Annotated in this window: 16 protein-coding genes and 1 tRNA gene; 10 read left to right on the forward strand and 7 right to left on the reverse strand. The window is 73.4% G+C overall.

Annotated features, from left to right (window positions below; all coding sequences use genetic code 11):
- Window positions 1-53 precede the first annotated feature (53 nt).
- Together LQ326_RS37995 and LQ326_RS38000 are read right to left on the reverse strand one after the other, a co-directional pair.
- Window positions 54-1,472 (reverse strand): sensor histidine kinase, encoded by a 1,419-nt coding sequence (locus tag LQ326_RS37995; RefSeq protein ID WP_234543633.1) that lies wholly within the window; start codon window positions 1,470-1,472, stop codon window positions 54-56.
- Window positions 1,469-2,179 (reverse strand): response regulator transcription factor, encoded by a 711-nt coding sequence (locus LQ326_RS38000; RefSeq protein WP_234543634.1) that lies wholly within the window; start codon window positions 2,177-2,179, stop codon window positions 1,469-1,471. Before LQ326_RS38000 ends, LQ326_RS37995 begins: the two co-directional genes overlap by 4 nt.
- 98 nt (window positions 2,180-2,277) lie before the next feature.
- On the opposite strand from LQ326_RS38000, the gene LQ326_RS38005 reads away from it, so the two are divergent.
- A complete protein-coding gene (locus tag LQ326_RS38005; protein WP_234543635.1) occupies window positions 2,278-2,802 on the forward strand; it encodes a hypothetical protein in 525 nt (174 codons plus the stop codon).
- Between the two features lie 297 nt (window positions 2,803-3,099).
- Here the strand turns inward: LQ326_RS38005 and LQ326_RS38010 are convergent, their stop codons facing one another.
- Together LQ326_RS38010 and LQ326_RS38015 are read right to left on the reverse strand one after the other, a co-directional pair.
- Window positions 3,100-3,972, reverse strand: a complete 873-nt coding sequence (locus LQ326_RS38010; protein ID WP_234543636.1) for a spermidine synthase — start codon at window positions 3,970-3,972, stop codon at window positions 3,100-3,102.
- 36 nt (window positions 3,973-4,008) lie between these two features.
- Window positions 4,009-4,386 (reverse strand): hypothetical protein, encoded by a 378-nt coding sequence (locus LQ326_RS38015; protein WP_234543637.1) that lies wholly within the window; start codon window positions 4,384-4,386, stop codon window positions 4,009-4,011.
- 265 nt (window positions 4,387-4,651) lie between these two features.
- On the opposite strand from LQ326_RS38015, the gene LQ326_RS38020 reads away from it, so the two are divergent.
- Window positions 4,652-6,103 carry an NsdA family TPR-like regulatory protein gene (locus LQ326_RS38020; protein ID WP_234543638.1) on the forward strand — a complete coding sequence of 484 codons (1,452 nt, stop codon included), beginning with the start codon at window positions 4,652-4,654 and terminating at the stop codon, window positions 6,101-6,103.
- A 210-nt stretch (window positions 6,104-6,313) separates the two neighbouring features.
- On the opposite strand, the gene LQ326_RS38025 is transcribed toward LQ326_RS38020, so the two are convergent.
- Complete coding sequence (locus LQ326_RS38025) at window positions 6,314-6,910, reverse strand: histidine phosphatase family protein (RefSeq protein ID WP_181809422.1); 597 nt, start codon at window positions 6,908-6,910, stop codon at window positions 6,314-6,316.
- A 222-nt stretch (window positions 6,911-7,132) separates the two neighbouring features.
- On the opposite strand from LQ326_RS38025, the gene LQ326_RS38030 reads away from it, so the two are divergent.
- The 7 genes from LQ326_RS38030 to LQ326_RS38060 all read left to right on the forward strand — a co-directional run bounded on the left by LQ326_RS38030 (window position 7,133) and on the right by LQ326_RS38060 (window position 13,743).
- Window positions 7,133-8,086, forward strand: coding sequence for a phosphatase PAP2 family protein (locus LQ326_RS38030; protein WP_234543639.1), 954 nt, complete (start codon window positions 7,133-7,135; stop codon window positions 8,084-8,086).
- A complete protein-coding gene (locus LQ326_RS38035; protein WP_234543640.1) occupies window positions 7,983-9,197 on the forward strand; it encodes a hypothetical protein in 1,215 nt (404 codons plus the stop codon). Before LQ326_RS38030 ends, LQ326_RS38035 begins: the two co-directional genes overlap by 104 nt.
- The gene (locus LQ326_RS38040) at window positions 9,188-10,783 is read left to right on the forward strand and encodes a hypothetical protein (protein WP_234543641.1); all 1,596 of its coding nucleotides are present in this window, start codon (window positions 9,188-9,190) and stop codon (window positions 10,781-10,783) included. Before LQ326_RS38035 ends, LQ326_RS38040 begins: the two co-directional genes overlap by 10 nt.
- 184 nt (window positions 10,784-10,967) lie before the next feature.
- Window positions 10,968-12,338 (forward strand): AAA family ATPase, encoded by a 1,371-nt coding sequence (locus tag LQ326_RS38045; protein ID WP_234543642.1) that lies wholly within the window; start codon window positions 10,968-10,970, stop codon window positions 12,336-12,338.
- A 273-nt stretch (window positions 12,339-12,611) separates the two neighbouring features.
- A complete protein-coding gene (locus tag LQ326_RS38050; RefSeq protein WP_234543643.1) occupies window positions 12,612-12,974 on the forward strand; it encodes a DUF8844 domain-containing protein in 363 nt (120 codons plus the stop codon).
- A gap of 105 nt (window positions 12,975-13,079) precedes the next feature.
- Window positions 13,080-13,679, forward strand: coding sequence for a bifunctional DNA primase/polymerase (locus tag LQ326_RS38055; protein ID WP_234543644.1), 600 nt, complete (start codon window positions 13,080-13,082; stop codon window positions 13,677-13,679).
- Window positions 13,670-13,743, forward strand: a tRNA-Lys gene (locus tag LQ326_RS38060). Before LQ326_RS38055 ends, LQ326_RS38060 begins: the two co-directional genes overlap by 10 nt.
- A 73-nt stretch (window positions 13,744-13,816) precedes the next feature.
- On the opposite strand, the gene LQ326_RS38065 is transcribed toward LQ326_RS38060, so the two are convergent.
- A complete protein-coding gene (locus tag LQ326_RS38065; protein ID WP_234543676.1) occupies window positions 13,817-15,031 on the reverse strand; it encodes a M6 family metalloprotease domain-containing protein in 1,215 nt (404 codons plus the stop codon).
- Between the two features lie 374 nt (window positions 15,032-15,405).
- Between LQ326_RS38065 and LQ326_RS38070 the strand changes: the two genes are divergently transcribed.
- Window positions 15,406-17,259, forward strand: coding sequence for a putative bifunctional diguanylate cyclase/phosphodiesterase (locus LQ326_RS38070; RefSeq protein WP_234543645.1), 1,854 nt, complete (start codon window positions 15,406-15,408; stop codon window positions 17,257-17,259).
- On the opposite strand, the gene LQ326_RS38075 is transcribed toward LQ326_RS38070, so the two are convergent.
- On the reverse strand, window positions 17,229-18,326 hold the full coding sequence (locus tag LQ326_RS38075; RefSeq protein WP_234543646.1) for an LLM class flavin-dependent oxidoreductase: 1,098 nt from the start codon (window positions 18,324-18,326) through the stop codon (window positions 17,229-17,231). The two genes, LQ326_RS38070 and LQ326_RS38075, sit on opposite strands and share 31 nt — an antisense overlap.
- Window positions 18,327-18,333: the final 7 nt, after the last annotated feature.

The following is an 18,333-nucleotide window of genomic DNA, read 5'->3' on the forward strand; positions in this document are numbered from 1 at the left end:
AGGGACGGCGGTTGAGGATCTTAGGACGCGCTTAAGGAAGGCATCGGGAACGATTAAAGGTCGAGACCAATTCTCTCGCTTCCCCTCCTTGCCGTATCCCCCGGCTGCCCGCGCGAACGGCGTCGGCGCACCGGCCCCCGGTGGCCCCTGCGCTCCGGCTTCCCGCCGTCCAGCTGGATCCAGATCCGCACCTCGGTGCCGCCCAGCACCGAGGACCCGATCCGCACGTCCCCGCCGGTCGACTCGGCGAGCCGGCGCACGATGTCCAGCCCGAGCCCGGTCGACCCGGCCGTCCCGGAACCCCGCCCGCGGGCCATCGCCGCCTCCGGATCCCGGATGCCCTGCCCCGCGTCCGAGACCAGCACGATCACCGCGTCCTCCGCGTTGTGCACGTCGACCGCGAAGGCGGTGCCCTCGGCGGTGTGCCGGAAGACGTTGCCGAGCAGCGCGTCGAGCGCGGCGGCCAGGTCGGCGCGGGCCACGGGTATGCGCACCGGCCGGTCCACGCCGGCCAGCCGCCACTTGCGGCCCTCGTCCTCCGCGAGCGCCGACCAGAACCCCATCCGCTCCCGCACCACCTCGGCCGCGTCACATCCGGCGCCCGGCCCGGCGGCCGCCGTCTGCGGCTTGGCCTCCCGCGCGGTCCGGATGATGGTGTCGACCTCCCGCTCCAACTGTGCGACGGCGGCCCGGGTCTGCTCGGCGGCGGTCCCCTCCCCGAGCGAGGCGGCGTTCAGCCGCAGCACGGTGAGCGGAGTACGCAACCGGTGCGAGAGATCAGCGGCCAGCTCCCTCTCATTGGCGAGCAGCTGTACGACCTGATCGGCCATCGAGTTGAACGCGACCGCCGCCAGCCGCAGTTCGTTCGGCCCCTCCTCGGGCACCCGTGCCCCCAGCTTGCCCTCCCCCAGTTCGTGCGCGCCCTCGACCAGCCGCCGGGCGGGCCGCACCATCCGTACGCCCAGCCGGTCGGCGACCGCGACCGAGCCGACGATCAGCGCCAGGCCGACGGCGGCGAGCACCGCCCAGGCCGCGCCGACCCCGTTGGTCACCTCGGACTCGGGCACGTACACCTCGACGACCGCGATGGCACCGGAGCTGAGCGCGACCGGTTGCAGCAGGGTCGAGCCGCCGCCGACCCCGGCCGTGGAGGCCCGCCCCAGCCTCCGTACCGCCGCGATGTCCCGATCGGCGGCGCGCTGCCGGCCGATGTCGACGGCGGCCTGGCCGCCGGCCGCCGGTATGTGCACGGCCATGCCCCGGTCGGCGCCGGCCGCGGCCACCACCCGCTCCAGCTTGTCCCGGTCGGTGGTGATGGACAGGGCCGGTGCGACGGCGGCGGCCTCCCGCTCGGCGTTGGAGAACGCGCGGTCGCGGGCCAGTTCCCTGACGACCAGGCCGAGCGGGACGGCGAAGGCGACCACGACCATCGCGGTGACCGCCAGGCAGACCTTGACCAGCGCCCATCTCATCCGACCGGCCTCGCTTCCCCGCCGGGCGGCTCCAGCTTCACGCCGACCCCCCGCAGTGTGTGCAGATACCTCGGCCGGGCCGCCGTCTCCCCCAACTTCCGGCGCAGCCACGACAGATGCACGTCGATGGTCTGGTCGTCCCCGTACGACTGCTGCCACACCTGCGCCAGCAGCTCCTTGCGCGGCACGACGACCCCCGGCCGCCCGGCGAGGAAGGCCAGCAGGTCGAACTCCCGCCGGGTGAGGTCGAGCCGGACCCCGTCCAACTCGGCCTGCCGGCGCAGCGGATCGACGGCCAGCCCGCCGACCCGCAGCACACTCGACGGCGCCGCCTCACGCCCGCCCGAACGCGCCCGGCGCAGCACGGCGGCCATCCGCGCCGACAGGTGCTCGACGGAGAACGGCTTGGTCAGATAGTCGTCCGCGCCGGCGTTGAGCAGCCGGACGATCTCCGCCTCGTCGTCCCGGGCGGTGGCGATGATGACCGGCACGTCGGTGATGCCGCGCAGCATCTTCAGCGCCTCGGAGCCGTCCAGGTCCGGCAGTCCGAGGTCCAGCACGACCACGTCGAAGCGGAAATGGGCGACCTCGCGCAGCGCCTCCAGTGCCGTACCGACGCTGCGCACGGTGTGCGACGCGTCGGTGAGGTGCCGGATGAGCGCCGAGCGTACGAACTGGTCGTCCTCGACCACGAGCACACTTGCCATGCGCCGCACCGTACGCCATGCCGCAGGCGCCGGTCGGGGCCTGTGGACAACTCGGGTCGAGTGCGCGCGGCGGCACCCCTGAGGCAGTATGGCCCGCGATGCGCAGAGGACTCGTACACGTGTTGGCCTGGCTGCTCGCCACGGGCGCGGCGGCCACGCTGTCGTGGTGGGGCGTCCACACGGTGGTGGCGGCCACGGCCTACGACCCACCCCGCGCCCTGTCCGTCACGGCGGCGGACGACGACCCGACGACGCCGGGCGCCAAGGCGCTGCCGTCGCCCACGCCCCGCCCACCGAGCCCCTCGCGTACCGCCGCCCGGCACCCGTCGGCGACCCCCGCCCCCACGCTCTCGCACACCCCGGCCACCACCCCCCGACCGTCGGCCACCGCGACCGCTTCGGGGCAGGTCAAGGCCTACGACACCGACGGCGGCCGGGCGGTCTTCGACCTGGGCGACACCAGCGCGACCCTGGTGTCGGCGACGCCGGGCACGGGCTGGTCGATGCAGGTCTGGAAGACGGAGACCTGGATCCGCATCGAGTTCAGCAGGAGCACGGACCGGGTGTCGGTGTTCTGTACCTGGCACGACAGTCCGCCGCAGGTGCAGGTGGAGACGTACTGAGAGCATCTGGCCGACTGGGGGTGGGGGTGGTGGGGCCGGTGGTGGGGACGCTCACCGGCGCTGGCCGGGTGCCTCCCCCAGCCTTCGGCCGGGGGGACCCCCAGCGCCCACCCTCCCCCACGCTCGGCTTCGCTCGAGCGGGGGGACCCCCATCGCCCTGGGGGCACCTCCCAGGCCCATAAGGCACTGGGGGGAGGCACGACTGCCCGCGGCTTATGCGCCTCGTAAGGGGCGCAGGGCTGTATCGATGTGCGGCTCCGCCGCGTGGGCGCGACCAGCCCCCACCCGCCCGCGGCCTCAGCGGAAAGCAGAGGGCGGCGGAGAAGGCGAGGCCACGGCCACCGCGTCCGTCACGGCCGGCGCGCCGCCGGTGAAGTCCCTCAAGGGCCGCCCGTGTTCAACCCGCCCGGGGTGCGGGTCGGATGCGCAGCGCCGGGTCAGCTCGCCGACCGGCAGCTGGACGTCGGCCGCCACCAGCACCGCGTTGCCGAACCGCTTCCCCCGCCAGACCGCGGGATCGGCCACCACCGCGAGCTCCGTGAACCGGGACCCCGCGGTGGCGATCTGCCCCTTCAGGTGGGCGAGCGGCGGCCCGTCCGTGAGGTTCGCCGCGTAGACACCCCCCGGCCGCAACACCCTCCGCACGGCGTCCAGGAACTCCGTGGACGTCAGGTGCGCCGGAGTGCGCGCCCCGCTGAACACATCGACTATGACCAGGTCCGCCCATGCCTCCGGGACCTTGCCCAGCCCCTCCCGGGCGTCCGCGGACCGGACCCGTATCCGCGCGCCGGGATCCAACGGCAGCTCCCGCCGTACCAGTTGGACGAGGGCCGCGTCCCGTTCCACGACCTGCTGGGTGGACCGGGGCCGGGTCGCCGCGACGTACCGCGCCAGGGTGAACGCCCCGCCCCCGAGGTGCACGACCTGCACGGGCCTGCCCGGCGGCGCGACGAGGTCGATCACGTGGCCGAGCCGGCGCTGGTACTCGAAGGAGAGGTACCCGGGGTCGTCGAGGTCGACGTGGGACTGCGGGGCGCCGTCGATGAGCAGCGTCCAGGCCCGGCCGCGGTCGGGGTCGGGTACGAGCTGGGCGAGGCCGCCGTCGACGGCCTCGACCACGACGTCGGCGGCGGCAGCCGACCGGCGCCGGGAGTTCCTGGACTTGCCCATTCCGCCATCTTCGCAGGCGGCGGCCGTCCGGGAAATTCAGCGGCAGCTGTCCGCGGCCGCGATCATCCGGGCCGCCTCCCCGAGCGCCCGGCGCAGTACCGCCGGGTCGGTCGCCGGGTCGGCCTCGCCGGGCGGCAGCAGCCAGTCGGAGCCCTCGACGGGGGGCTCGGGGCTGAGCGGCAGCCCGCACCCGTCGGTCTCGGTGCAGGTGCTGCCAGGAACGTCCCAGCCCGCCGCCGTACCGGCCGGCACCACGAAGCCGAGGGTGTCGCCGCCGTCGTCGTGGAGTACGGGCCCCACCGCGTCCCCGGTTCCCCGGCGCAGGATGTCGACCGCCTCCAGGCCCTGCCGGGCCGGCACCGTCACCAGGTCGCACCCGGCATCGTCTGGATCGTTGCTCTGGCTGGTCTCCATACCGGCCTCCACCACACAGCCTCTTGGCAGCCTCTTGCCGTCCATGACGTCCAACGCGCCAGCGCGTCAACGGCTACGGCGGAAGTCAGCCGCAAAGGTTGGCAGTTCATGGCAGATCGTGGATGAGATATCCGGTTTGTAGCTAAACCCTGCGTCACGGGCCCGATACAGCAGGTACCTTCTTGCCCGCCGGAAACAAGGGTCCACTCGGACAACCCACCACGAGTCCGGCATGGTTCGACGGTTCGCACGAGAGGACCCGGCCATGGCGTTAGCAACCACGAACTCGCCGCAGCCAGATCGACCGGTACGGCCGAACCTCGCCTTCCGGCAGGTACGCGGACGGCACTCGCCGGCCGAGTTCGCCGCGCTGGTACGGCGTGCCGCCCGCGAGATCGGCGAGCGGGTGAGCTGTGACGCGCGCTACATCGGCCGGGTCGAGGCGGGTGAGATCCGCTGCCCGAACTACGCGTACGAACGGGTGTTCCTGCACATGTTCCCCGGTCGCACGCTCGCCGACCTCGGCTTCGCGTCCCGCTCGTCCGTCCGCGGACGCGCGGCGCGGCCGCCCGAGGACCCCGAGGACATCGCCCTGGCCCTCACCAGCGGTGAGACGCCGGAAGCCACCGAGCCGTATGACCCAAAGGACGCGTACCACTCGCATGAACCGCACGAGACGCACGACAACTACGAGGAGAGCGACGTGCTGCGTCGCCTATTCATGACCGGCGGGGGCGCCACGGTGGCCGCCGCCGCGCTGGGCCCCCTGGGGTTCACCATCGACGCCGTGGCGGCGGACCGGCCGGTGGGCCGCGTCGGGTCCTCGCACGCGGCCGCCCTGGAGGAGGCCGTGCGCCGGATCCGGCTGCTGGACGACCGGCACGGCGCGGACGGGCTGTACCGGCGCGCGGCGGCTCCGCTGCGCGCGGCGTACGCGCTGCTGGACGCGGGCGCGACCCGGCAGACGACCGCCGAGCGGTTGCACTCGGGCGCCGGTGAACTGGCCATCTCGGTGGGCTGGCTGGCCCATGACTCCGGCCGCCTCGACGACGCCCGCTCGCACTACGCGGAGGCGCTGGCGACAGCGCGGATGACCGGGGACCCGGGAGTGGAGGCGCACGCCTTCTGCAACACGGCGTTCCTCGCGCGCGACGCCGGGCGCCCCCGGGAGGCGGTGCGCGCGGCACAGGCCGCGCAACGGGTCGGCCGGGCCCTCGGCTCGGCCCGGCTGATGTCCCTCCTCGCCCTGCGTGAGGCGGGCGGCTGGGCGGGGCTCGCCGACCGCACCGGCGCGGAACAGGCGCTGGCCCGCGCGCAGGCCCTCTTCGAGCGGGGCCACTCGGACGCCGACCCCGAGTGGATGAGCTTCTACGGAGAGGCCGAGCTGGAGGGCCTGGAGGCGCAGTGCTGGTCCACGCTGGGCGACTGGCGACGGGCGGCCCGGCACGCGCGCCGGGCCGCCGAACTGCAGGATCCGCACTTCACGCGCAACATCGCGCTGTACACCGCGGAACTCGCCGACGACCTCGCTCGCGGGGGCCGCCCCGACGAGGCGGCGACGGCGGGCATGCGGGTCCTGGACCTGCTGGACCAGGTCCAGTCGTCCCGGATCCAGGGAATGCTGGCGGGCACGGCCCGGGTTCTGCTGCCGCACCGCCGCGCGAGCGGGGTCCAGGAGTTCCTGGACCGGCACGCTTCCACGCCGAGGGGGGTGTAGGGCCGACAGGGGTGGTGCCGGTAGTCGTACGGCTGCGGGTGAGTGGGGGCTGGTCGCGCAGTTCCCCGCGCCCCTTACGGGGCGCATAAGCCGCGGGCAGTCGTGCCTCCCCCAGTGCCTTAAGGGCCTGGGAGGTGCCCCCAGGGCGCTGGGGCCCCCGGCCGAAGGCCGGGGGAGGCACCCGGCAAGCGCCGGTACGCGTCCCCACCGTCACCCAGCCAGGTGCCCCAAGTCGTTCCAGCTCTCGATGGCGGGCTCCCCGTAAGCCCACCCCAGCACCGACAGCGACGTGGGGTTCAGCCGGATCCGCGCCGCGAACTCCAGCGGCATGCCCAGCCACCGCGCGCCGATCGACCGCAGTATGTGCCCGTGGGCGAACAGCAGCACATCGCGCTCGGCGGAACGCGCCCAGGCGACGACCTCGTCGGCCCGCGCGGTCACCTCCGCCAGGGACTCGCCCCCGGGCACCCCGTCCCGCCAGATCAGCCACCCCGGCCGGGACGCCTGGATCTCCGCCGGGGTCAGGCCCTCGTACGCCCCGTAGTCCCACTCCATCAGCGCGTCCCAGGGGGCGGCTCGGTCGCCGAAGCCGGCGAGTTCGCACGTCTCACGCGCGCGTGCCAGCGGGCTGGTGCGTGTCTCCGCGTCGGCGAGGCCGTCGAACGGCGGCCGGTGCAGGCGCTCGCCGAGCAGCTTGGCCCCCCGCCGGCCCTCCTCCAGAAGCGGTACGTCGGTCCTGCCGGTGTGCTTGCCGGACAGCGACCACTGCGTCTGTCCGTGCCGGGCCAGCAGGATGCGCGGTGCCATGGAAGGAGAACCTCTCGGAGAAATTCGGGAGCGGGACACCTCCATCATCGCCCAGGCTGGGAAGGTGCCGGGAACGGGGCGGGACGCGGGCAACCCGGCGCGTGCTCTCCGCGTCTTTGACTCCTGAGCGCCCCGCATGGGCGGGCATACGCGCAACGTAAAGTGTCACGGTCGGCCCGCCGGGAGCCGCGCGGACAGCGAAGAGAAGGGGGAGGCAGTCGGATGCCGCAGACCGAGAAACCGGGCACCGAGGTGACTGCGCGAACCCGGCTGCACTGGTGGACCGAACTGCCGCTGATCCTGCTGGTGTACGGCTGCTACACGGCCGGCCGCCTGCTCGCGCGCGGGAACACCTCCGCCGCCGTCGACCACGGCCTGGCGATCCTGCGCGTCGAGAAGGACCTGCGCCTCAACGCCGAGCACCCGCTCAACCGCCTGTTCACGCGCGAGCCGTGGCTCGGCATACCGGCGGACTTCTGGTACGCCTCGCTGCACTACCTGGTCACCCCGGCCATCCTGGTCTTCCTGTTCCGCAAGCGTGCCGAGATCTACCGGCGGGCCCGCACCTGGCTGATGACGTCGACGTTCATCGGCCTGATCGGCTTCACCCTGCTGCCCACCTGCCCGCCCCGGCTGCTGGCCGTGAAGTACGGCTTCGTCGACACGATGGCCCAGTACAGCTCGTACGGCTGGTGGGGCGGTGACGCCAGCGCCCCGCGCGGCATGGGCGGGATGACCAACCAGTACGCGGCGATGCCGAGCCTGCACTGCGGCTGGGCGCTGTGGTGCGGGGTGATGCTGTGGCGCCACGGCGGCAACCGCCTGACCAAGGTGCTCGGAGTGGCCTACCCGCTGCTGACCGCGATCGTCGTGATGGGCACCGCCAACCACTACTTCCTGGACGCGGTCGCGGGCGTGTTCGTGATGGGCGTGGGCTACCTGCTGGCGCCGTCCGTGACGCGGGTCGCGGATCTGGTCAAGGTTTGGGTCACCCCGGACGCCTCCCTCGTCACAGCGCGCTCGGGCGGCGCAGGTTCCCCGATTGTCAGTGGCGGATGCCAGACTTCGGCGGGTGAGCGAATCCCATCGCAGCGCGAGTCCCGGCTCGCCTCCGGAGCCGAACCGGACGCCGCCCCCACCGACGCGGGGGAAGGCGCTCCGGCACCGGCTCGCTGAGCTGCGCGGCCCCGACGTCCCGGCCAAGGCCCTCGACGCGCGCGCCCTCGCGGCGCTCGCCGCCAACCCGGGGTGCAGGCGGCGGGCGATCCTGGACGGCGCCGGGGTGGACAAGACCGCGCTGGCGGGTGCCCTCGGCTCGCCGTCGGCGTTCGGCCAGTCGCAGTTCGCGCTCACCCGGGGCAACGCCTTCGAGGCGAAGGTGAAGGCGGACGGCGGGGCCGAGTTGCTGCGCCTGGTCCGCGCCCACCTCGACCCGGGCGCCGAGCCGGCCGAGCGGGCCGCCGTGCCGGACCTGTCCGCGATCGGGCCCGAGGGGCGTACGGCCCGTACGGCGCTGGCGCTGCGCGAGGCCGTCGAGGCGGGCGGCTGGGCCCTGTTCGACCATCCGATGCTGGCGCTCGAGGTGGCCGGCTCCCCCGCGTTCCTGGAGCCGGACGCGGTGGTCGTGCACCCGGACGGCAGCTGGACGGTCGTGGAGATCAAGTCCTTCCCGATGCTCGACGGCTCCGCCGACCCGGCGAAGGTGGGCGCGGCCGCCCGGCAGGCCGCGGTGTACGTGCTGGCCCTGGAGCAGGTCGCGGCCCGGCTCACCCCGGCCCCGCGGGTGCGCCACGACGTGCTCCTCGTCTGCCCCAGGGACTTCGCCAACCTGCCGACCGCCGCCGCCGTGGACGTCCGCAAGCAGCGCGCGGTCACCACCCGCCAGCTGACCCGGCTCACCCGCATCCAGGACATCGCCGACGCCCTTCCCGAGGGCACCTGTTTCGCCCCGGACCGGCCGGCGGAACAGCTCGCGGCGGCCGTGGACGCCGTCCCGGCGGCCTATGCGCCCGAGTGCCTGTCCGCCTGTGAACTGGCCTTCCACTGCCGGCAGCGCTCCCGCGAGGCCGACGAGGTGACCGTGCTGGGCCGCGCGGCCCGGGCCGAGCTGGGCGGGCTGGCCACCGTCGCGGACGTGCTGTCGGCGGCGCGCGGCGAGAGCGGCGACCCGGCCGACCCGGCGGTGGCGGCCCTGCGCCGGGCGGCGGCCCTGCGCGCCGAGGCGCTGAGCGGCGCCGGCCTCGGTGCCGGCACCGCTCTCGGTGCCGAGGGGGCGCTGTGTCCCTGATCACCACTCTGGCCCGGCTGGAAGCGGTGAGCACGGGCAACGCGCAGCCCGCCGCGACCGTCCGCCACCGGCATCTCTCCGGACATCCACTGGTGTTCGTCCCGCTCACCACCTCCGGTGAGACCGGTGCCCCGCTCGGCGCCCTGGTCGGCACCGACCGGGACGCCCCGCGTCTGCTGGTCGTGCCCCAGCCGCGCGACCGGGACCTGCGGTTCGCCTTCCTCGCCGAGCTCGCCGAGCTCGTCCTGCCCTACCTCGACTCCTACACGGGCAGCGTCGAGGCCGCCGAGCGCACCGAGACCGACCCGGAGACCGGCAAGCGGGTCAAGGTCGAGGTCGAACTGTGCTCGGACGCCCCCCAGCTGATCGTCCCGGGCCGCGCCGGCATCGAGTACGTGCGGCTGCTGGGGCGGTCGATGCGGTTCCGGCGCACCGCGGAGCAGGACCCGCAGGCGCCTTACCCGGCGCCGCCCCGGGTGCCGTTGCTCGGCCGCTGGCTCACCCACTTCGGCGAGCGTTCCCGGGTCCCCGGCTCCTCCCTCCTGCTCGCCATGACGGACCTGCTGTCCCGGCACTGGGCGACCGGCCAGTCCGGCATCGAGGACCAGCACCTGGGCGCTCTGCTCGCCTGGATCGACCCTCCGGCGGGCAGCACGGGCGCGGCGGCCGCGCTCCTGGCCGAGCTGGCACGGGACGGCGAGGGGCAGCTGCTGTGCCCGCCGGCCGGGCCCGCCACCGACCCGGCCTTCGACAACAAGCTGCTGGCCCCCGCCTTCGAGCGCTACGACCGCGCCCGCACCGCCTTCGCCGAGGCCGAGGACGGCCTGCAGGCCGACGACCGGCTGGCGATCCTCACCGCCGCCGAGCGGGAGATCCGCGCCCTGGTCGAGAGCCGTACCCGGCCCACCTGGGACGCGGTCTGGCGGGGGCTGGATCTGCTGCGCGGGCTGCCGGAGGGCGCCCGGGTCGAGGAGCGGTGGACTCGGGACCGCTGGTCGTTCACCGGACACCGGGACCGGGTGCTCGCCGGTGAGCCCCCGCAGCCGCGCCGGGACGACGCGGTGACCGCGGCCGGCAAACTGGCCACCCGCGAGCGGGAGCAGGCCCGCCTCGACGCCCAGGAGGCGCTCGACGACCCGCTGGTGATGGCGGGGCGGCGGCTGTCCGGGGAGGCGTTCGCGGGCGAGGTCCTCGATGTCGTCATGGCCTGCAGCGAGGGCAAGCGGCCCAGTCCGCGCCCGCTGGTGACCCTGCGCACGGAGGACCGGCCGCAGCTCGGCGAGCGGGCCAAGGCGTACCGCTCGCTGGGCGGCAAGCCGCAGTCGGCGGAGTTCGTCGGGTACGAGGCGGAGGGGGTCGTGGTGCTGCGCGTCCTGGACAAGATGGGCCGCGGCAAGGAGCCGGAGGAGGGCTCGGTGCCGGAGAAGGGCGACCGGCTCGTCTTCACCCTGTTCGAACACGAGCAGCGCGGCGGCGCCAGGCTGCCCGACCCGGAGGACACCCCGTGGACGCACGGCGGACCGCCTGGTGAGACGGCCGCCGTGCCCGAAAACGCCGACCCTATGACCGCGGAGGACATCCTTTGAACCCTCCCTCTCGCGGACGAGAGGAATTCCTGGCTCACGCCGCTCGATCGCTCAGCGAACGACCGAGTCTTCCGCGATCGGCACCAGCTGGGTTGGAACCAGCCCGGTTTGCCCTGGAAATCGGAATTGCTGCGCCGGCTTGGTTCTCGCTCAGCACACCAGCAGACTACCGGATGTCACCTAAATGACACAAAACGTGATCGGCCACGCACAAGAAATCGATCCCGCTACGGCCGCCGCGCAGGCCACCGCCGCGATCCTCCACGACACCCTGCACGGCACGGACCGGGGCGTGGTCGTGGACTCCCCGCCGGGGGCCGGCAAGTCCACGCTCGTGGTCCGCGCCGCGCTCGAACTCGCCGACGCCGGGCGCCCGTTGATGATCGTCGCGCAGACCAACGCGCAGGTCGACGACCTGGTGCTGCGGCTCGCCGAGAAGAACCCGGAGCTGCCCGTCGGCCGCCTCCACAGCAGTGACGCCGACCCGTACGACAAGGCGCTGGACGACCTGCCGAACGTCCGCAAGTCGGCGAAGGCGGCCGACCTCGCCCAGACGCAGGTCGTGCTGTCCACCGCCGCGAAGTGGGCGCACGTCAAGGTGGACGAGCCCTGGCGGCACGCGATCGTCGACGAGGCGTACCAGATGCGCTCGGACTCGCTGCTCGCCGTGGCCGGTCTGTTCGAACGGGCGCTGTTCGTGGGCGACCCCGGCCAGCTGGACCCGTTCGCGATCGTGGGCAGCGAACAGTGGGCGGGCCTGTCGTACGACCCCTCGGCCTCCGCGGTCTCCACCCTCCTCGCCCACAACCCGGACCTTCCCCAGCACCGCCTCCCGGTCTCCTGGCGCCTGCCGGCCTCCGCGGCCCCGCTCGTGTCCGGCGCGTTCTACCCGTACACGCCGTTCCGCAGCGGCACCGACCACGGCGACCGCCGTCTCACCTTCGCCGTCCCCTCCGACGGCTCGGGACCCGACCGGGTGATCGACGAGGCGGCGGAGTCCGGCTGGGGCCTGCTGGAGCTGCCCGCCCGGCACACCCCGCGCACCGACCCGGAGGCGGTGCGGGCGGTGGCGGCGGTGGTACGACGCCTGCTCGACCGGGGCGGCGCGACGCTGTCCGAACTCCACCGGTCTCGGCGTTCGACCGGGGGGACCCCCCTCACCGCCGACCGGATCGCCGTCGGCACCGCCCACCGCGACCAGGCGGCGGCCGTCCGCGCGGCCCTGGCGGAGCTGGGCGCGGCGGACGTCACGGTCGACACGGCGAATCGTCTCCAGGGCCGTGAGTACGACGTGACGGTCGTCCTCCACCCGCTCTCCGGCCGCCCGGACGCCACCGCCTTCCACCTGGAGACGGGCCGCCTGTGCGTCCTCGCCTCCCGCCACCGCCACGCCTGCATCATGATCTGCCGCGCCGGCGTGACCGACCTCCTGGACGACTACCCGTCGACAGAACCGGTCCAGCTGGGCACCCTCGTGAAATTCCCGGACGGCTGGGAGGCGAACCACGCGGTGCTGGCACACCTGGCCGAACACCGCGTGACCTGGCGCCCCTGACCCCCACCGAAACCAACGCCACCCACCCGCCGGACGGAGTCCGGCACGCCGCCGCAGGCGGCCATCGACCACAGCCCGGACGGCTGGGAGGCGAACCACGCGGTGCTGGCACACCTGGCCGAACACCGCGTGACCTGGCGCCCCTGACCCACCCGCCGGAGGTGGCCCGGCGCGGGGTGAGGTGCCGGCCTTTGGGGCCCCTTGCGCGGGCGCGGGAGAATGGACGGTGGTCATCGGACCGTAGTCATCGACACCGTACGAGGAGGACCAGACATGGCGGAGCCCACGCCGCGTCGGAACGAACCGCGGCTACGCCCCGCGCCCCTGCTCTTCGAGCCTGTGGAAGCGGTCGCCGACCCCGAGCACTTCTTCGGCCTGGAGTCGATGGACGACCCCGGGGCGCTGCTGGCCCGTGCCACGGAGCTGACCCAGGCGTTCCGGGTGGCCACCGACCGGGCGGTGGAGTTCCAGGCCATGGCCGCCGCCCAGCTCGCCGACCCGCGCCGCTTCGACCGTCTGACCCCGGCCGACATCGCCGAGCGGGCCGAGTGGACCGAGGACTACGCGAAGAAGATGGTCGAGTTCGGCCGGGACCTGCTGAGGGGGCGGGAGGGGCAGGGGCCGGAGCAGATCTAGCGGGTGGCATATGCCGGGCGGGCAAGATACGCCCTTCCGCTCCGTCCCGCCCGGGTTTTCCGCAACCGACGGCGAGCGGGTGTTCACGAGGGGTATCACATCCCTATGAGCCGCATACCGTACGAGACTTTCCCCGGCGACCTCGGCGACGCGGCCGGGGTCACTTCCGAGGGGGCCGCCTGGCTGGCCTCCGCAGGAACGTATCCGCGGAGCACGCTCGCCTTCTGGGAGGAGCGGCCCGACGCCCCGGTCGTCCTGCCCTGCGGAATGGTGTTCGACGTGGTGAGCGCCCCGGCGCTGTTCGGCCGCCACATGCTGGACCGGCTGTGGGACGAGGGGCCGGGGTCCGGGCCGGTCGCGGTGTTCCGGGGCCGGATGCTCCTGTTCGCCGCCCCCGGCACCGCCGCCCGGCTGCCGTCGCTGCTGGGCTGGGAGGAATGGGGCGGCCGCGGCCAGGCCGTACCGCCGCTGCTGTGCCACGGCACCGGCGACGCGGTGACCGTCCCGGCGCCGCACGCCGACCGCTCCCCCGCCTCGGCCGACGCCCGCTGGCTGGTCGCCCCGGACACCCGGCAGCCGTGGCTCCCCGGCCCGGAGATCCTGCTCTGGGCGGCGGTCCGCGCGGCCCGCTCGACCGTGCGCATATCGATTTTTCCTCCCGCCGATCAGGATGCTAAGGTCTACGACGTCAGCAGGCGCCGCTAGCTCAGTTGGTTAGAGCAGCTGACTCTTAATCAGCGGGTCCGGGGTTCGAGTCCCTGGCGGCGCACGCGAAGTAGCCGAGAGGCCAAGCTCCTGTGAGCTTGGCCTCTCGGCTTGTGGTCGGCGGGTCCCGTGCGGGTTCAGTCCGGTTCCGCCGGCGTGATCTTCACGTTCCAGCCACCGGACGCCGTCCGCCCCTCCACCGCCACCCGCACCCCGTCCCCCGGCACGGTGAAGCTCTCGCCGACGGCGACCGGGGCGTCGGCCAGCGGCGGGTAGACCGAGTTCTCCCAGCAGGCCCCGGTGCGCGGATGGGCGTCGATCACCTCGACGGGGCCGCCGCCGGAGGCCGTCTCGTCGCGGACCCGGTAGACGAGGATGCCCTGCCGGCAGGCCGCGCTGTCGTTGCCGGACGCGCCGCGTGCCTCGAAGGCCAGCACGGTGTCGGGCCCGGTCCGTACCAGCGCCAGCTTGGTGCCGTCGCCGAGCCCGAAGGCCGGGGCGCCCGCCGCCCCCTGCGCCGGCACCCCCGGCCCGGCGGACAGCGGCTCCAGCGTCAGCCGGACCGGACCGGTCCCCGGGACGCACACCACCTGGCGCGGATCCAGCCATCCCAGCTTCCACTTGTGCCAGGCGAACAGATCCGGGGAGAGTCCGAACTGGCTGCCCATCAGGTCCCAGTCGCCGACGTACGTGTCCCAGTCGCCCTTGCCGTCCGCCGGGCGGTGGTAGAGGTCGGGAAGGTCGAAGACATGCCCGGTCTCATGGGCGAGAACCAGCCGGTCCGGCGGGTGCTTCTCGAAGACGGTGACGACCCGGCGGAGGTCGGTGCCGTCGACGTGCACCGGGGTGTCGAGGTTGACCACCTTCGTGGCGTCGGAGTCGACACCGGGCGCGTCCGGGTCGGCCACGAGGTAGACGATGTCGTAGTGCGAGAAGTCGACCTCGGGATCGGCCGCCGCGAACGCGTCCCGCAGGTAGGCGGCCCGCAGCGGGACACTCCAGTCGCGCCTCATGCCGTACGCGACCGAGGGCCGGGGCATCCGCAGCCAGTGGGTGAGCGGGTGCGGGCGGACGGTGAACTTCCCGTAGGAGGCCTGCTCGTAGTACCGGCTGGTGGCCGGGAAGTGGTCGGCGGCGAGCTCCGCGGGCGTGGTCCGCGGGGTGGCGTCCGGGAAGGAGAGGAACACCATCACGGCCGACAGCGGGCGGGTGGGGCGGGTGTAGTCGACGTTCCAGGTGTCGACGCCCTCGGAGTGGTGCGCGTCGGTGCGGTGCAGGGCACAGGCGGCCGCGGAGAACGGCTCGGCGGCCGACGGTCCGGTCAGGATCGTCGTTGCGACGAGCGCCGACATCGTGGTGAACACGGCGGCGGAGCTGCGCAGCAGGAGACGCGGCACGGAAGGACCTCCGGAGGCGGTTCTCGGGACACCGCCCCCAGCCTGCGCGAGTTTGTCACCTTATGACCTGTTTATCTGCACCAGAAGGGTGAGGGCCACCCTGCTCACATCAGACAGACCCGAACGGCCGACATCCTGCGTCACTCACGGAACGTCACAAGCCGGTCGGCGGCCCGCAATAACCCGTCCAGGTGCGGGCAGAAACGATCTGTCAGAACCGCCGGTTCATCGGGGACACTGGACAGTGGCTGGAAGGCCCTCGGGCCAGCATCTATGATCGGCACACTTTCCTGCACGGACAGAGATCGAGTGCACTGCGGGAGCGAGCGGTGAGCGGAACGTCCGAAGGGCCGACGCCCGCGGCAGACCTCGACCGGTCCGCCGTCACAGAGAGTGACAATATCTACCGGAAGTCGTACCAGAAGACAGACGACGAGACAGAGCCGAAGACCTACGCGTACGCCTTCGCGGCCGCCACGCTGGCCATGGCCGTGGTCGACCGCGACGGGCTGGTGGCCACCGCCAACGAGGCGTTCGCCACGCTGATCGGTGCCGACCGGGCCGGGCTGCCCGGGCGGATCGCCGCCGACCTGATGGACCTGGCCTCCGACGCCCGTACCTGGCACGCCTACCGCGAGGTACTGCGCGGCCGGCAGGCGAAGCTGCGCTGCACCCGGCGGCTGAAGCACCCCGACGGGCACTCGGTGTGGGTCCAGGTCAACGTCGCCCCGCTGGCCAAGGACGCGCCGGGGGTGCTGATCTCAGCCTCCGACATCAGTGCCCGCCGCGAACTCCAGGCCCGGCTCCGGCACTTGCAGATGCACGACCCGGTGACCCGGCTGCCCAACCGCACCCTGTTCTTCGAGCGGCTGTCGGCCGCGCTGGAGGCGGAGTCGTACGAGCAGAGCGGCACCGGCCGGATCGGCCTGTGCTACCTGGACCTCGACGGGTTCAAGGCGGTCAACGACACCCTCGGCCACCGGGTCGGCGACCGCCTGCTGGCCGCCGTCGCCGAACGGCTGACCCGGGTGGCCGACGAGGCCGGCTTCGCGCGGGCCGGCGTCCCGCTGGTGGCCCGGCTCGGCGGGGACGAGTTCGCCCTGCTGGTCGAGGACTCGACGGGCACCGAGCAGCTGGCCGATCTGGCCGAGTCGGTGCTGGCCGCCCTCCAGGCGCCGTTCGACCTGGCCGGCCAGCGGCTGTCGCTGTCCGCGTCGATCGGGGTGGTCGAGCGGCACGCCCACGGCACCACGGCCACCGGCCTGATGCAGGCCGCCGACACGACCCTCTACTGGGCGAAGGCCGACGGCAGGTCCCGCTGGACGCTCTTCGATCCGGAGCGCAACGCCCACCTGGTGACCCGGCAGGCGCTCTCCTCCACCCTCCGCCCGGCCATCGAACGCGGCGAGTTCGTGCTCGAATACCAGCCACTGGTGGGCATGGAGGACGGCCGGCTCAGCGGTGTCGAGGCCCTGGTCCGCTGGCACCATCCGCAGTTCGGCACGCTGGCGCCGAATCGGTTCATCGGACTGGCCGAGGAGGACGGCTCGATCGTCCCGCTGGGCCGCTGGGCCCTGACCACGGCCTGTCGCCAGGCCCGCCGCTGGCAGCTGGACCACCCCGGCGAGCCGCCGATCTTCGTCAGCGTGAACGTGGCCGTGCGCCAGGTGTGGGACTCCGACCTGGTCGCGGACGTCGCGGAGACCCTGGCCGAGACCGGACTGGCCCCGCACCTGCTCCAACTGGAGCTGACGGAGTCGGCGGTCATGGGCTCGGCGGGCCGCCCCCTCCAGGCCCTCCAGGCCCTCAGCGACATGGGTGTCCGCATCGCCATCGACGACTTCGGCACCGGATACTCGAACCTCGCCTACCTCAGCCGGCTCCCCGTCTCCGTCCTCAAGCTGGACGGTTCCTTCGTCCGGGGCTTCCAGTACGACGACCCGGGCGACCGCCCGAACCCGGCCGACGAGGTCGTGGTGGAGGCGATGATCCAGCTGGCCCACCGCCTGGGTCTCACCGTCACCGCGGAGTGCGTCGAGACCTCGGCGCAGGCCTCCCGCCTGCGGCACATCGGCTGCGACACCGGCCAGGGGTGGCTCTACTCCCGGCCGGTGACGGCGGATCGTATCTCCGAACTGCTGGACACCCGGACCTACGCGGACACCCCGGTCGGCAAACCGTAGGCGTCGGCCACCAGTTCGTAGGAACGCAGGCGCAGTTCGCCGCGGTGCGCGTGCGTGGTGAGCATCAGCTCGTCGGCGCCGGTGCGCTTGTGGAGGTCGTCGAGACCGGCGCGGACCTCCTCGGCGGTGCCGTGCACGATGTTGGACGTCCAGGAGTGCACGAACTCCTCCTCCATCGGGGAGAACTCGTGCCCCTCGACGTCGTCGGGGTCCGGGAACAGCCCCGGCCGGCCGGTGCGCAGCCGCAGCATGTTCACCGCGCCGGCCCGCACCTGCCGCCGGGCCTCGCGCTCCTCGTCCACGGCGAGGACGGAGACACCGATGAGGGCGTAGGGCTCGTCGAGCACGGCGGACGGGCTGAAGGACTCCCGGTACAGGTCGAGGGCCGGGATGGTGTTCTGCGCGGAGAAGTGGTGCGCGAAGGCGAACGGCAGTCCGAGCATGCCGGCGAGCCGGGCGCTGAAGCCGGAGGAGCCGAGCAGCCAGATCGGCGGCCGGTGCGGCGACTGCACCCCGCCTGGGGTCGTGCTCTGGACCGGCCCCGGGATGGCGTGGATCCTCCGGTACGGATGCCCGTCCGGGAAGTCGTCGTCGAGGAACCGGGTCAGCTCGGCGAGCTGCTGCGGGAAGTCGTCGGCGCCCTCGTTGAGGGTCTGGGTACGGCGCAGGGCGGCGGCGGTGGCCCCGTCGGTCCCCGGCGCCCGCCCGAGCCCCAGGTCGACCCGGCCCGGCGCCAGCGCCTCCAGGGTGCCGAACTGCTCCGCGATCACGAGCGGGGCGTGGTTGGGCAGCATGACCCCGCCCGAGCCCAGCCGGATCCGCTCGGTGTGCGCGGCGAGGTGGGCGAGGATCACGGCGGGCGAGGAGGAGGCCACGCCGGGCATCGAGTGGTGCTCGGCCACCCAGTACCGGTGGAAGCCGCGCGCCTCGGTGAGCCGCGCGAGCGAGGCGCTGGTGCGCAGGGCGTCGGTGGCGGTACTGCCGGTGCCGACGGTCACCAGGTCCAGTACGGAGAGGGGGACGGGGGCGGTCCCGTGCGTGATGCCTCGGATCTCGTCTGCCGACACGGTGAGA

This window comes from Streptomyces shenzhenensis (genome assembly GCF_021462265.1).
GTDB classification, from domain to species: domain Bacteria; phylum Actinomycetota; class Actinomycetes; order Streptomycetales; family Streptomycetaceae; genus Streptomyces; species Streptomyces shenzhenensis.